The sequence below is a fragment of the Clavibacter sp. B3I6 genome, from assembly GCF_030816895.1.
Classification (GTDB): domain Bacteria; phylum Actinomycetota; class Actinomycetes; order Actinomycetales; family Microbacteriaceae; genus Clavibacter.
The window spans coordinates 1,007,131-1,020,085 of sequence record NZ_JAUSYL010000001.1 but is presented as its reverse complement, the minus strand read 5'-3'; the positions used below and the strand labels follow the sequence as shown (position 1 = coordinate 1,020,085).

General features: G+C 74.5%; 14 protein-coding genes. 7 read left to right on the top strand and 7 right to left on the bottom strand.

Annotated features, from left to right (window positions below; all coding sequences use genetic code 11):
- Positions 1 to 23 precede the first annotated feature (23 nt).
- From dapE to QFZ62_RS04745, 3 genes are all read left to right on the top strand, one after another.
- A complete protein-coding gene (gene dapE, locus QFZ62_RS04755) occupies positions 24 to 1,121 on the top strand; it encodes a succinyl-diaminopimelate desuccinylase (protein WP_307502359.1) in 1,098 nt (365 codons plus the stop codon).
- Complete coding sequence (locus tag QFZ62_RS04750; RefSeq protein ID WP_307502356.1) at positions 1,103 to 2,347, top strand: hypothetical protein; 1,245 nt, start codon at positions 1,103 to 1,105, stop codon at positions 2,345 to 2,347. The genes dapE and QFZ62_RS04750 overlap by 19 nt, the downstream gene beginning before the upstream one ends.
- A 134-nt stretch (positions 2,348 to 2,481) precedes the next feature.
- On the top strand, positions 2,482 to 2,655 hold the full coding sequence (locus QFZ62_RS04745) for a DUF3117 domain-containing protein (RefSeq protein ID WP_012037866.1): 174 nt from the start codon (positions 2,482 to 2,484) through the stop codon (positions 2,653 to 2,655).
- Positions 2,656 to 2,734: 79 nt separating this feature from the next.
- Here the strand turns inward: QFZ62_RS04745 and QFZ62_RS04740 are convergent, their stop codons facing one another.
- Positions 2,735 to 3,367: an O-methyltransferase gene (locus QFZ62_RS04740; protein WP_307502354.1), complete on the bottom strand. Its 633-nt coding sequence runs from the start codon at positions 3,365 to 3,367 to the stop codon at positions 2,735 to 2,737.
- 162 nt (positions 3,368 to 3,529) lie between these two features.
- Here QFZ62_RS04740 and QFZ62_RS04735 point away from each other — a divergent pair, with 162 nt between their 5' ends.
- Complete coding sequence (locus QFZ62_RS04735) at positions 3,530 to 3,904, top strand: Sec-independent protein translocase TatB (protein ID WP_307502352.1); 375 nt, start codon at positions 3,530 to 3,532, stop codon at positions 3,902 to 3,904.
- 54 nt (positions 3,905 to 3,958) lie between these two features.
- On the opposite strand, the gene QFZ62_RS04730 is transcribed toward QFZ62_RS04735, so the two are convergent.
- The gene (locus QFZ62_RS04730; protein WP_307502348.1) at positions 3,959 to 4,876 is read right to left on the bottom strand and encodes a LysR family transcriptional regulator; all 918 of its coding nucleotides are present in this window, start codon (positions 4,874 to 4,876) and stop codon (positions 3,959 to 3,961) included.
- A gap of 115 nt (positions 4,877 to 4,991) precedes the next feature.
- On the opposite strand from QFZ62_RS04730, the gene QFZ62_RS04725 reads away from it, so the two are divergent.
- Positions 4,992 to 5,114, top strand: coding sequence for a hypothetical protein (locus tag QFZ62_RS04725; protein ID WP_307502347.1), 123 nt, complete (start codon positions 4,992 to 4,994; stop codon positions 5,112 to 5,114).
- A 97-nt stretch (positions 5,115 to 5,211) separates the two neighbouring features.
- On the opposite strand, the gene QFZ62_RS04720 is transcribed toward QFZ62_RS04725, so the two are convergent.
- The 3 genes from QFZ62_RS04720 to QFZ62_RS04710 are packed head-to-tail and all read right to left on the bottom strand — an operon-like array spanning position 5,212 to position 8,267.
- A complete protein-coding gene (locus QFZ62_RS04720) occupies positions 5,212 to 6,387 on the bottom strand; it encodes an Mrp/NBP35 family ATP-binding protein (protein WP_307502345.1) in 1,176 nt (391 codons plus the stop codon).
- A complete protein-coding gene (locus QFZ62_RS04715) occupies positions 6,377 to 6,937 on the bottom strand; it encodes a DUF1003 domain-containing protein (RefSeq protein WP_307502344.1) in 561 nt (186 codons plus the stop codon). Before QFZ62_RS04715 ends, QFZ62_RS04720 begins: the two co-directional genes overlap by 11 nt.
- Positions 6,921 to 8,267, bottom strand: a complete 1,347-nt coding sequence (locus QFZ62_RS04710; RefSeq protein ID WP_307502343.1) for a magnesium transporter MgtE N-terminal domain-containing protein — start codon at positions 8,265 to 8,267, stop codon at positions 6,921 to 6,923. The genes QFZ62_RS04715 and QFZ62_RS04710 overlap by 17 nt, the downstream gene beginning before the upstream one ends.
- A 58-nt stretch (positions 8,268 to 8,325) precedes the next feature.
- On the opposite strand from QFZ62_RS04710, the gene QFZ62_RS04705 reads away from it, so the two are divergent.
- The gene (locus QFZ62_RS04705) at positions 8,326 to 8,994 is read left to right on the top strand and encodes a general stress protein (protein ID WP_307502342.1); all 669 of its coding nucleotides are present in this window, start codon (positions 8,326 to 8,328) and stop codon (positions 8,992 to 8,994) included.
- A gap of 46 nt (positions 8,995 to 9,040) precedes the next feature.
- Here the strand turns inward: QFZ62_RS04705 and QFZ62_RS04700 are convergent, their stop codons facing one another.
- Both QFZ62_RS04700 and QFZ62_RS04695 read right to left on the bottom strand, forming a co-directional pair.
- Positions 9,041 to 10,666 (bottom strand): aminopeptidase P family protein, encoded by a 1,626-nt coding sequence (locus QFZ62_RS04700; RefSeq protein WP_307502340.1) that lies wholly within the window; start codon positions 10,664 to 10,666, stop codon positions 9,041 to 9,043.
- 49 nt (positions 10,667 to 10,715) lie between these two features.
- Positions 10,716 to 11,069 carry an endonuclease/exonuclease/phosphatase family protein gene (locus tag QFZ62_RS04695; protein WP_307502338.1) on the bottom strand — a complete coding sequence of 118 codons (354 nt, stop codon included), beginning with the start codon at positions 11,067 to 11,069 and terminating at the stop codon, positions 10,716 to 10,718.
- 765 nt (positions 11,070 to 11,834) lie between these two features.
- Here QFZ62_RS04695 and QFZ62_RS04690 point away from each other — a divergent pair.
- On the top strand, positions 11,835 to 12,710 hold the full coding sequence (locus QFZ62_RS04690) for a PHP domain-containing protein (RefSeq protein WP_307502337.1): 876 nt from the start codon (positions 11,835 to 11,837) through the stop codon (positions 12,708 to 12,710).
- Positions 12,711 to 12,955 lie beyond the last annotated feature (245 nt).

Here is a 12,955-nt window from a genome sequence, read left to right as displayed (position 1 = left end):
GCCGCCGACCTAGGATGTCTCGCATGCCGACCGAGACGCCCGCCGTGCCCGAGCTCGACCTCACCGCCGGGAGCGTGGCGCTCACCCGCGCGATCTGCGACGTCGAATCCGTCTCGGGGGACGAGGCGACGCTCGCCGACGCCATCGAGCGCGCCCTCGCGGGCTGCGCGCACCTCGAGGTGGAGCGCGACGGCGACGCGGTCGTCGCCCGCACGCGCCTCGGGCGCGACCGCCGGGTCGTCATCGCCGGCCACATCGACACCGTGCCGCTCAACCGCAACCTGCCCACCCGCACCGAGCACGAGGACGGCGTCGAGTACCTCTGGGGCCGCGGCACCGTCGACATGAAGGCGGGCGTCGCCGTGCAGCTGGTCCTCGCAGCCGAGCTCGCGGATCCCGCGTACGACATCACCTGGATCTGGTACGACCACGAGGAGGTGTCCGACAGCCTCAACGGCCTCGGCCGCCTGGCCCGCACCCGCCCCGAGCTCCTCGAGGGCGACTTCGCCATCCTCGGCGAGCCGACGCGCGCCGAGATCGAGGGCGGCTGCAACGGCAACCTGCGCGTCGAGGTGCGCGCGTTCGGCAGGCGCTCGCACTCGGCCCGCTCCTGGGTCGGCGAGAACGCGATCCACCGCATCGCGCCCGTGCTCGCCACGCTCGCCGCGTACGAGGCGCGCGAGGTCGAGGTCGACGGCCTCGTCTACCGCGAGGGCCTCAACGCGGTCGGGGTGTCCGGCGGCATCGCGGGCAACGTGATCCCGGACGAGGCGATGGTCCACGTCAACTACCGCTTCGCGCCGAGCCGCTCGGGGGCCGAGGCCGTCGCGCACGTGACGAGCCTGTTCCCGGGCTTCGAGATCACGGTCGTCGACCTCGCGGAGGGCGCGCGCCCCGGCCTCGACGCCGCGATCGCGCAGCCGTTCCTCGCCGCCGTCGGCGGGGAGGCCAAGCCCAAGTACGGCTGGACCGACGTGGCCCGGTTCAGCGCGCTGGGCGTGCCGGCCGTCAACTACGGCCCCGGGGACCCGCTCCTCGCGCACCACGACGACGAGCGCGTCGACGTCGCCCAGATCACCTCGTGCGAGCGCGGCCTGCGGGCGTGGCTGACGGCGCGCTGACCCGGCCGGCCGCCCGGCCCGCCCGACGCCCCGGGCCGGGTCTCCTGCCCCTCGCCCGGCCCTCCTCCCGCTGGCCCTGGTGGGCGGCGGTCCTCGGCGTCTACCTGGCGAGCCGCGTCCTCACCACCGGGATGATGCTGCTCTCCGCCCGCAGCCAGATCCGCACGCCGTGGGCGGACGCGTCGCCGTCCTACCTGCGGTTCGCCGCGTTCTGGGACGCGGGCTGGTACCGCGAGATCGCGACGTACGGCTACCCCGCGGTCCTGCCCGTCGACGCCGCGGGGCACGTGCAGTCGAACCCCTGGGCGTTCATGCCGCTGTACCCGGCCCTCGTGCGCGCAATCCAGGACGCCATGGGCGCGTCCTTCGAGCTCGTCGGCGTCGCGGTGTCCGTGGTGGCCGGAGCTGGCGCCGTGCTGGTGCTGCACCGGCTGCTGTCGCGCTCGCTGTCGCCCTCGTCGACCCTCCTCGCCGTCGTGATCGTGTGCGTGGCCCCCGTGTCGCCGCTGTTCCAGATCGCGTACGCCGAGAGCCTCCAGACGCTCCTGCTCCTCACGGCGCTGCTCCTCCTCGTCGAACGGCGCTACGCCCTGCTCGCCCCCGTCGTCGTGCTCCTCGCCCTCACCCGGCCGCTCGGCCTGGCCTTCGCGCTCGCGCTCCTGCTGCACGGCGTCCACCGGCTCGCCACGGCCGCGCGCGATCCGTTCCCCCCGGCCGAGCGCGCCCGGCTGGTCCTCGCGACGACCTCGGCCGCCGCAGCGGGCGCGGCGTGGCCGGTCATCGCGTGGATCGGCACCGGCTCGCTCACGGCCTACACGGACACGGAGCTCTCCTGGCGGGCGTCCTACGTCGGCTACCGGCACCTGGTGCCCTTCGAGGCGTGGTTCGACGCCGGCGGCTTCTGGATCGGCGGTCCCCTCGGCACGGTCGCGGTCCTCGCCGTCGTCGCGGCGTTCGTCGTCGTGCTCACGCGTCCGTCCGTCCGCGCGCTCGGCCCCGAGCTGCGCATCTGGGTCGCCTCCTACGGGCTCTACCTCCTGGCCGTGTTCTTCCCGCAGTCGAGCCTCTTCCGCCTGCTCCTGCCGATGATCCCGCTGGCCGGCGCGCTGGCGGTGCCCCGGTCCCGCGCCTACCGCGCCGCCGTGGTGGTGGCCATGATCGCCGGCCAGTGGATCTGGATCGACCTCGTCTGGCGCGCCACCGCGGGCGACTGGACGCCCCCGTGACCCGGCTCCCGGCCTCCCGTCGCGCCCCCTCCTCACCCCGACGGGGGCGCGGCGGGCGTAGCACGGAGCCGCGCGTTCATCGGAGAGCGCGTCCATGCGGGATAATGGACGCACATCCACGAAAGGGGAGCCGAATGGCAGCCATGAAGCCCAGGACCGGCGACGGACCGATGGAGGCCGTGAAGGAGGGCAGGCTCATCATCGTGCGCGTGCCCTTGGAGGGAGGCGGACGACTCGTCGTCTCCGTCAACGACGCCGAAGCGAAGGAGCTTCACGATGCCCTCGCCGCGGTGACCAGCGCGAGCTAGTCGAGCGCATCACGCGACACCGCCCGCTCCGTCGACGACGGGGCGGGCGGTGTCGCGTACGGGCGGGGAGCTGCGGGGATCAGCGGCCGGTCTTCGCGATCTGCAGCAGGCCGTCGCCCGCGGGGGACAGGGCGGCGACGACGGCGCCCGACCCGGCCGTCTCCTGCACCAGCGTGCGGAACGCGGCGGTCTGCGCGTCGCGCGCCGCGGGGTTCTGCACGCGGCCCCGCCAGAGCCCGTGCGGCACGAGGACGAGTCCGCCCGTGCGCGCGAGCCGCAGCCCGTGCTCCACGTACTCGATGACCTGGGCGGGATCCGCGTCCACCAGGACGAGGTCGTAGCTCGCGTCGCTCATGCGCGGCAGCACGTCGAGCGCGCGGCCCGTGATGAGGCGCACGCGGTTCGCGGGCACCTCCGCGTCGGCGAGGATCTCCCGCGCGGCCTGCTGGTGGTCGAACTCCACGTCGATGCTCGTGAGGACGGCCCGCGGTGCGCCGCGGAAGATGCAGAGGCCGGACACGCCGGCGCCCGTCCCGATCTCGATGACGCTGGTGGCGCGCGTCGCCACGGCCAGGAGCGAGAGCTGGGCGCCGACGGCGGGGGAGACGGCCTCGATGCCGAGCTCGCGGGAGTGCTGGCGGGCCAGGGCGATGTGCTCGTCCTCGACGACGACGTCCTCGGCGAACTTCCACCCGGTCTCCTGGTCGGACACGCGGCACCTCCCTCTTCCGGGTCCCCAGGGTATCGGCCCGCGGCCGCGCACCCGACCGACGCCCTGTCCGCGCAGGCACCGGACGGGGGTCGCGGCTGACGGTAGCCTGCGCGCCGACGGAGATCGGGCGGAGATCGGGCACCGACCGGCTAGCCTGTGATCATGTTCGGCCTGACGTTCGAGAAGCTGATGCTCATCGGCATCATCGCCGTGTTCCTGCTCGGCCCCGAGCGGCTGCCGATCTACACCCAGAAGCTCGCGGATCTGGTGAAGGCGGCCCGCCGCATGGCCACCGGGGCGCGCGAGCGCATGCGCGACGAGCTGGGTCCGGAGTTCGACGAGGTCGACTGGAAGAAGCTCGACCCGCGCCAGTACGACCCGCGCCGCATCATCAAGGAGGCGCTGTTCGAGGACGAGCCCGTGGTCACCAAGCCGCGCGTCCCCGTCGAGACCACCGTCGCCCGACGCCAGCGCCTGGAGCGCGAGGCCGCCGCCGCGTCGGCGCAGCCCGCCCCCTTCGACGCCGAGGCCACCTGACCCGGATCCCCGCCGGCGCTCAGGTGCCGCCGCTGACCCGCTCGTGCTTCAGCCTCACGCGCTGCCGCTGAAGCGCGCGTCCACCGCACGCGCCTCCTCGCGGAGGGCGTCCACCACGGCACGCACCGACGGCCGCTCCGCCCGGTCAGGTCGCAGCAGCACGTGCAGGTGCCGCTTCGAGGCGACGCCGGACAGGCGCTTGACGACCACGCCGTCGTGCTCGCCCGCCGTGTAGCGCGGCAGCAGCGCGATCCCGTGGCCCGACGCCACCAGCGACTCCGTGATGCGCGTGTCGCTGAACCGCTGCACCACGCGCGCGGGCGCGCCGACGGCCTGCTCGATGTCGAGGAGGATCCGGTCGAACGGGAGGCCCTGCGGCACGCCGATCCACGGCTCGCCGCTGAGGTCGGCCGGACTGACCGACGCCCGGCCCGCGAGGCGGTGGTCGGCCGGCATCGCGACGTCGAGCGGCTCCACCATGAGCGGCACGATGACGAGGCCGAGCCCGCGCCAGGTGCCGGCCCCGGCGAGCGAGTGCGCGAGGACGACGTCGAAGTCGGCGGTGAGGTCCGCGAAGGCCCGCGACGCCGGGTCCCGGTCGCTGGCGCGGACGGTGAGGTCGGGGATCGCGGCGACGCGGTCGAGGAGCCCCGGCAGCAGCATCTGCGCGGCGGTGGGGAACGTCGCGAGCGTGACCTCGCCGGAGGGCTGGTGCCGGAAGTCCTCCCACAGGGCCTCCGCGCGGGCCACGGCGACGGCGATGTCGGTCGCGGTGCGGGCGAGCGCCCGGCCCGCGTCCGTCAGCACGATCCCGCGGCCCGAGCGCTCGGTGAGGGGCACGCCGGCCTCCCGCTCCAGCACCTTCAGCTGCTGCGAGACCGCCGACGGCGTGCGGCCGGCAGCGCGCGCGACGGCGCCCACGCTGCCGCGGTCGGCGAGCTCGCGGAGGAGCTCGAGGCGGCGGATGTCCATGAAGCCAGGCTACACAACGAGGCAAGGACTATGAGCTTGTCCTGAACGGTCCCGGGTGGTCTCATGGTCATGCGGCGGAGTGCGCCGCCATCCGCCTTCCCGCAGGAGCACCACCATGACCGTCTTCCTCATCGCCGTCGCCGCCCTCTCCGTCTCCGCCGTCGCCGGCACGCTCGTCGTCACCGCGCGTGACGGCTACCGCGCCGTGCCGACGCTCACGCACCGCAGCCACGTCTAGGCGTCGCGCGCCGCGCGCGTGAAGAGGAGAGGACGGCAGCCCGCGGGCTGCCGTCCTCTCGTGCATCCGGACCGGATCGCGGTCCGGTGAGGGCGATCTAGGAGACCGAGAGCCCGAGCTTCCGGCCCGCGAGCCCGCGGCCGCGTGTCGCCAGGTGGTCCGCCACGCGCAGGATCTGCACCGCCGCCGGATCCTCGGGCGCGGCCAGCACGAGCGGCGCCCCGGAGTCGCCGCCCTCGCGCAGCGCCACGCTGAGCGGCACGCTCGCGAGGAGCGGCACGGGCGCGTCCTGCCCGGCCGAGAGCCGACGCGCGACCTCCGCGCCGCCGCCCGCCCCGAAGAGCTCCAGCACGGATCCGTCGGGCTGGACGAACCCGGCCATGTTCTCGACGACGCCCGCCACGCGCTGACCCGTCTGCCGCGCGACGAGCCCGCTGCGCTCCGCCACGTCGGCCGCGGCCGGCTGCGGCGTCGTCACGACGAGGACCTCCGCGTCCGGCAGGAGCTGGCCCACGGTGATGGCCACATCGCCCGTGCCGGGGGGCAGGTCGAGCAGCAGCACGTCCAGGTCGCCGAAGAAGACGTCGGTGAGGAACTGCTGGATGGTGCGGTGCAGCATGGGCCCGCGCCAGGAGACCGCTGTGCCGCCCGTGGCGTCGGGATCGAGGAACATGCCGATGGAGATGACCTTCACGCCATGCGCGACGGGCGGCAGGATCATGTCGCCGACTCGGGTGGGCTGCGCGGTGCGCCCGTCCGCGTCGACGAGGCCGAGGATCCCGGGGATGGAGAAGCCGTGCACGTCGGCGTCCACGAGGCCGACCGCCAGCCCCTTCGCCGCGAGCGCCACCGCGAGGTTGGCCGTGAGCGTGGACTTGCCGACGCCGCCCTTCCCGCTCGTGACGGCGTAGACGCGCGTGAGGCTCTCCGGCCCGAACGGGATGCCGCGCTTCGCCGCCGGACCGCGCAGGCGCTCGGTGAGCGCGCGCCGCCGCTCCCGGCTCATCACGCCGACCGTGAGCTCGAGCTGCGCGACGCCCGGGACGGCCCGGACCGCCGCGCGCACGTCGCGCTCGATGGACGTGGCGGCGGGGCAGCCGACGATGGTCAGCGCGATGTCGACGTGGGCCACGCCGCCGTCCTCGACGCGCACGTCGGACACCATGTCGAGCTCGGTGATGGGGCGGCGGATCTCGGGATCCACGACGCCCGCGAGCGCGCGCCCCACCGCCTCCGCCGTCAGCGGGGCCCCGCCGGGTGCCTCAGCGGCCATGCGCCCTGCGGCTGCCGGCGCTGCCGGCGCCCTCGGCGTCGTCCCCCTCGGGGTCGTCGCGGCGGTCGAGCTCCTCGAGGAGCTGGCGCAGCTCGGCGCGGATGAAGTCCTTCGAGGCGACGTCCTTCATCTGCAGCCGGAGCGAGACGACCTCGCGGGCCAGGTACTCGACGTCCGCCACGTTGCGCTCGGTGCGCTGGCGGTCCTGCTCGATCTGCACGCGGTCGCGGTCGTCCTGCCGGTTCTGCGCGAGCAGGATGAGCGGCGCCGCGTACGAGGCCTGCAGCGACAGGATCAGCGTGAGCGCCGTGAAGCCGAGCGCCGCCGAGTCGAAGCGCGCGGACTCGGGGCCGTAGGTGTTGTACAGGATCCAGGCCACGCAGAAGAGCGTGAGGCCCATGAGGAACCACGGGGTGCCCATGCCGCGCGCGATGGACTCCGTGAAGCGGCCGAAGCGGTCGCGGCTGGCGCGGTTGCGCAGCGGGAGGACCGTCGTGCGGAGGCCCTTGGGCGCGTCCAGGCGGACGTCGCGGTTACTCTGCCGTGCCACGGGGGATCCTCCGTCCTCGTCTGGGTCCTGCGGTGGGGATGGCGGCCGTGGCCGTGCCGTGGAAGCGGGCGGTCGCGCGCTTGCGCGTCTCGCGTTCCGCGTCGGCGCTGCGCCAGTCGTCCGGCAGCAGGTGGTCGAGCACGTCGTCGATCGTGACCACGCCGACGAGGCGGTGGTTCTCGTCCACGACGGGCACCGAGACGAGGTTGTAGCTCGCCATGATGCGGGACACCTCGGCGGCGCTCGTGTCGGCCCGCACGGGCTCGAGGCCCTGGTCGAGCAGGGTCCCGAGGCGCTCGTGCGGCGGGTAGCGCAACATCCGCTGGAAGTGCACCATGCCGAGGAAGCGGCCGGTCGGCGGCTCGTACGGCGGCAGCGTGACGCACACCGCGGCGCCGAGCGTGGGCGCGAGCTCGGGGCGGCGGATGAGGGCGAGGCCCTCCGCGACGGTCGCGTCGCCGGAGACGATGACGGGATCGGTCGTCATGAGGCCGCCCGCGGTGTCCGGCGCGTAGCTGAGGAGCATGCGGACGTCGTCCGCCTCCTCCGGCTGCATGAGCTCGAGCAGGGCCTCGCCGCGCTCCTCGGAGAGCTGCGCGATGAGGTCGGCGGCGTCGTCCGGCTGCATCTGGTCGAGCACGTCGGCGGCGCGGTCGTCGTCGAGGGTGGCCATGATCTGCACCTGCTCCGACTCCGGCATCTCCTCGAGCACGTCGGCGAGGCGCGCGTCCGGCAGCTCCTCGGCGACCTCGAGGCGGCGGGCCTGCGGCAGGTCGAGCAGGGTGTTGGCGAGGTCGGCGGGGAGGAGGTCGGAGTAGGCGGCGAGGAACTGCGACGCCGACTGCGCGACGCCCTCGTCCTGCAGCTCGGCGACCTCGTCCCAGGTGGCGAAGAGCGTGGCGCCCTTGGCGAAGGGGGAGGGGCTGGTGCGGGGTCGGCGGCAGAAGAGCTGCGACACCTCCCACTCGGCCTGGCCGGACTCCTCGATCGCGACGTCCTCGATGACGGCGGTGCCGGATCCGTCGCGCAGCTTCACGCGCCGGCCGAGGATCTCGGCGATGACGCGCACCTCGCCGCCGCGCTGCTCGAAGCGGCGGAGGTTGATGAGGCCGGTGGTGATGATCTGCCCGGAGCCGATGCTCGTGACGCGGCCGATGGAGAGGAACACGCGGCGCTTGCCCGGGATCTCGACGATGAGGCCCACGACGCGCGGCGGATCGTCCTTGCGGTAGACGACGAGCACGTCGCGCACGCGCCCGACCCGGTCGCCCGCGGGGTCGAACACGCTGCACCCGGCGAGCCGGGCGACGAAGACTCGGGAGGCGCTCACAGAGTCAATCTAGTCGCTCGCCCAGCCGCCGCCCGGCACCGCGTGGAACACTGGACGGGTGACCAACCCCCTCCTCGGACGCACCGCCCGCACCCGCATGCCGAAGCTGCCGAAGGGCGAGCCGGTGGCCACCTACGAGACCTACGACGAGGCGCAGAAGGCCGTCGTCACCCTCGCCGAGGCCGACTTCCCCGTCACGCAGGTGAGCATCGTGGGCAACGAGCTGACGAGCGTCGAACGCGTCACCGGCAAGCTCACCTCCGCCCGGGCCGCGGCGGCCGGAGCGGCGAGCGGCGCCTGGCTCGGCCTCTTCCTCGGCCTCGTGACCTTCCTGTTCTCGCCCGTGCCGAACGTGTCGTCGGTGGTCGGCGCGGTGATCATCGGCGTCGGGTTCGGCGCCATCTACGGCATCGTCAGCTACAGCATCACGCGCCGCCGCCGGGACTTCACGTCGGTGATGCAGGTGACCGCCACCAGCTACTCGGTGGTCGTCGAGCCCGACTCCATGCACCGCGCGCGGAACGTGCTCGGCATCGGCGGCGCGGGCACGTCCGTGTACGGCGAGCCCGTCGTCGCGGCCCCGCCCGTCGCGGAGCCCGCCGCACGTCCCGCGGGCCCCTACGGGGAGCGCGTGCCGGAGCAGGGCGGGTCCGCCGCCCCCGAGCCGACCGCGCCGCCCACGTCGACCGACCGGCCCGTGGGCGAGCAGGGCGCGACCGGGGCCTGATCCCCGCGCGACCGGCCCGGTCCCGCAGCCGGCCCCGCCTCCGCGGCTAGGCCCGACCGGCCATCCACGCCTCGACCTCGTCGGCCGTGCGGGGGATGCCCGCCGACAGGTTCTCGGCGCCGTCGCGCGTCACGAGGATGTCGTCCTCGATGCGCACGCCGATGCCGCGGAAGCGCTCTGGGACGGTGAGGTCGTCCGGCTGGAAGTAGAGGCCCGGCTCGATGGTGAAGACCATGCCGGCCTCCACGATCCCGTCGATGTACATGTCCCGCCGGGCCTGCGCGCAGTCGTGCACGTCGAGGCCGAGGTGGTGGCTCGTGCCGTGCACCATGTAGCGGCGGTGGTGCTGGTTGTCGGCCTGGAGCGCCTCCTCGGCGGTCACGGGCAGCATGCCCCAGCCGGCGACCCGGCGCGCGATGACCTCCATCGCCGCGGCGTGCACCTCGCGGAAGCGGATGCCGGGCCGCACGATCGCGAGGGCGGCGTCGGCCGCCTCGCGCACGGCCTCGTAGACCTCGCGCTGCACGTCGGTGAACGTGCCGGACACGGGGAGCGTGCGCGTGATGTCGGCCGTGTAGTAGCTGTCGAGCTCGACGCCCGCGTCGATGAGGATCAGGTCGCCCGGCACGACGCGTCCGTCGTTCCGCGTCCAGTGCAGGATGCAGGCGTGCGGGCCGGATGCCGCGATGGTGTCGTAGCCCACCGTGTTGCCGTCCGCCCGTGCGCGCGCGTTGAAGACGCCCTCGACGACGCGCTCGCCGCGTGCGTGCGCCGTGACGGCGGGCATGTCGGCGATGACGTCCGAGAAGCCGCGGCCCGTCGTGTCGACGGCCTCGCGCATCTGCCGGATCTCGTACGCGTCCTTCACGAGGCGCAGCTCGGAGGCGTCGCGGGCGAGGAGGGCGTCGCCGTCGACGTGGTCCGCGCCGGCGTCGGCGTCGGAGGCCGCGCGGGCCTCGTCGACGCGGGCGGCGAGCTGGGGGTCGGCCTCGCGGATCACGCGGGCGGCGCCGGGGGCGGCGATCGCGGCGTCGACGTCGGCCAGGGGCGCGGTCGCGAGCCCGAGGTCGGCCGCGACCTGGCGGAGCGACGGGCGCGGCCCGATCCAGAACTCGCCGATCTCGGCGTTGGCGTAGAACTCGTCGCTGTCGCGACCGGCGCGCTCGCGGAAGTAGAGGGTGGCCTCGTGCGCGGAGCCGTCGGCGGCGGATCCCCCGGTCGCGGGCTCGAGGACGAGCACGGCGCCGGGCTCGCTGTCGGCACCCCAGCCGGTGAGGTGCGCGAAGGCGGAGTGGGCGCGGAACGGGTGGTCGGTGTCGTTGCTGCGCTGCTTGAGGCGGCCCGCGGGGATCACGAGGCGCGTGCCGACGTGCTGCGCCGACAGCCGGCGGCGGCGGTCGGCGGCGAAGGGCGCCTGCTCGCGCGCGGGCGGGTCGACCTCCTCGCGGTCGGCCCAGTGCGCGGACACGAAGTCGCTGAACGCCGTGCTCGCCGGGGTCGTGCTGCGGTTCGAGGTCGCGCGGGGGACGGGGGCGTCGCCGGATCCGGGAGCGGGGGCGCCCGCGGGGGCGACCGCCGGGGACGCGGTCTCGGTCGTGGCGAGCGGCGCGGCCGGGTCGGCGGCGATGTCGTCGGGGGTGGTCTCGGACGCGGTGTCGGTGTTCTCGGCCATCCGTCGATCATCCCACCTGGCCCGGCCGCCCCGCGGGCGGGAACGCGGGTCAGCGCAGCGGCGTGAGCTGGGCCACGATCGGCCGGTGGTCGCTGCCGGCCCCGTCGCGGTCCTCGACGACGCGGAAGCCCGTGACGGCCCAGCCGGGCGTCGCCATGATGTGGTCGATCGGCGTGCCGAGGAGCGCGGGGATGTCCGTCGGCCACGTCCCGACGGCGGCGTTGCCGGAGGCGCGCGCCGCGTCGACGCACTGGCCGAGGTCCGTGACCTGGTCGCGCTCGGTGGGCGTGCCGCCGTAGCGGCTCATGTGGTCGAGCGTGGCGTTGAAGTCGCCCGCGATGATGACGTTGCCCTCGTCGCAGCGCTGCCCGAGCCAGGCGAGGTCCGCCCGCCAGTTCTCCATCTGCTCGGGGATGGGGGGAGACGGGGTGCACGGCCATGATGGTCGGCCCGACGCCGTCCACCGGCTCCATGATCACGGTGGGCAGCACGGCCGTGGTGCCGCGCGACTCGTCGAGCCGGTAGTCGCCGTAGGCCGCGCTGATGAGGATGGTGGTGGAGCGCGCGGCCGCCACGTCGTCGAAGGCCACCGTGCGGACCCACATCGGCCGGCCCGCCTCGCGCATGAGCACGGCGATCTCGGCGCCCGTCTCCTCGCGCGTCTCGGGCAGGGTGACCACGTCCGCGCCGGACTCGATGGCGAGGTCGGCGACGGCGCGCGCGCCGGTGGCCCCACCGAGCGTGTTCCAGGAGAGCACGGTGACGTCCGCGTCCCGCGGCTCGGCGAAGGCGGTGTCGCCGAGCCCGCGCGTGGCGAGGACGGCGCAGTTGGCGCCGATGAAGACCGCCAGCAGCGCGGCGAGGCTGCCGAGGAGCCGTCGGCCGGGCCGGATGGCGACGCACAGCACGAGGGTCAGCAGGAGGACGGCGGCGGCCGCGGCGACGAGACCGCCGCGGATGGCCACGGCGTGCGCGACGAGGTAGGACTGCTCGAGACCGAGGAGCTGCGGCCAGGTGATGACGAGGAGACCGACCCCGGTGATGAGGATGACTGCTGCTCCGACGACCCGACCCATGACGCGCCCCACACTATGGCGGCTCTCTGGGAGAGCGCCCTCGCGCCTCGCGCGCGGCCGGGGCTCCGCGACCCGCCGCCTAGGATGGGGGGATGCCGGAGCAGCAGCGGGGTCCCATCGACCTGCACACGCACAGCTCCGTCTCCGACGGCACCGAGACGCCCGCCGAGCTCGTCGCGCAGGCCGCCCGCCAGGGTCTCTCGGCCGTCGCGCTCACCGACCACGACTCCACGGCGGGCTGGGCCGACGCGTCCGCCGCGGCGCTCGCGCACGGGATCACGCTCGTCCCCGGCATGGAGATGAGCACGCAGCTCGAGTACGCGAGCGTGCACGTCCTCGCCTACCTGTTCGACCCCGCGGACGCCGACCTCGCGGCGATGACCGCGCGCGTGCGCGGCGAGCGGATGACCCGCGCGGAGGCCATGGTCGGCCGCATCGGCCGTGACTACGCGCTCACCTGGGACGACGTGCTCGCCCAGACCACGCCCGGCAGCACCATCGGCCGGCCCCACATCGCCGACGCGCTCGTGGCGCGCGGCCACGTCGCGACCCGCACGGCCGCGTTCGAGAGCATCCTCCACTGGCAGGGTGGCTACTACCGGCCGCACTACGCGCCGGACCCCATCCTCGGCGTCGAGCTGATCACGGCCGCCGGCGGCCTCGCCGTCCTCGCCCACCCGGGCGCCCGGGGTCCCGAGCGCGTGCTGTCGGACTCGCGCATGACCGCGCTCGTCGCGGCGGGGCTCTTCGGCCTCGAGGTGCGGCACCGCGACAACCCGTCGGCCTCGCGCCTGCGCCTCACGGAGCTCGCGGAGCGCTTCGGGCTCGAGGTCACGGGATCCAGCGACTACCACGGCACGGGCAAGCCCAACCGGCTCGCGGAGAACTCCACGGAGCCCGCCGTGCTCGCGCGCATCGTCGAGCGCGCGACGGGCTGGGCGCCGGTCGTGCCGGTCCGCGCCGCCTGATCGAGCCGTGCACCGGCCGGGCGGTCTGGTCGAAGGAGTCGGGTCGCATCGGTCCCCGCAACATGGGCGGATGTCATCGCAGGACACAGGTCCCCCTGATGCCGTCTGACGCACCGGCAGACGAGGCCGTGGAGGTCGTCGGTCAGCATCGGCCCACGGCCTGACATGCACCCGTCCGTCCTGTGGATGCGTTACTTCCCGGTCGCGGCTCCCGCATAGCGTCTGCGTCAGCTCGCGTGAGCAAA

What these genes read in the sequence shown, in the direction of transcription:
- dapE (WP_307502359.1), top strand. Translation starts at nt 24, where the DNA reads ATGCCGACCGAGACGCCCGCCGTGCCCGAGCTCGACCTCACCGCCGGG.
- QFZ62_RS04745 (WP_012037866.1), top strand. Translation starts at nt 2,482, where the DNA reads ATGGCAGCCATGAAGCCCAGGACCGGCGACGGACCGATGGAGGCCGTG.
- QFZ62_RS04735 (WP_307502352.1), top strand. Translation starts at nt 3,530, where the DNA reads ATGTTCGGCCTGACGTTCGAGAAGCTGATGCTCATCGGCATCATCGCC.
- QFZ62_RS04730 (WP_307502348.1), bottom strand. Translation starts at nt 4,876, where the DNA reads ATGGACATCCGCCGCCTCGAGCTCCTCCGCGAGCTCGCCGACCGCGGC.
- QFZ62_RS04725 (WP_307502347.1), top strand. Translation starts at nt 4,992, where the DNA reads ATGACCGTCTTCCTCATCGCCGTCGCCGCCCTCTCCGTCTCCGCCGTC.
- QFZ62_RS04720 (WP_307502345.1), bottom strand. Translation starts at nt 6,387, where the DNA reads ATGGCCGCTGAGGCACCCGGCGGGGCCCCGCTGACGGCGGAGGCGGTG.
- QFZ62_RS04700 (WP_307502340.1), bottom strand. Translation starts at nt 10,666, where the DNA reads ATGGCCGAGAACACCGACACCGCGTCCGAGACCACCCCCGACGACATC.
- QFZ62_RS04695 (WP_307502338.1), bottom strand. Translation starts at nt 11,069, where the DNA reads ATGGAGAACTGGCGGGCGGACCTCGCCTGGCTCGGGCAGCGCTGCGAC.
- QFZ62_RS04690 (WP_307502337.1), top strand. Translation starts at nt 11,835, where the DNA reads ATGCCGGAGCAGCAGCGGGGTCCCATCGACCTGCACACGCACAGCTCC.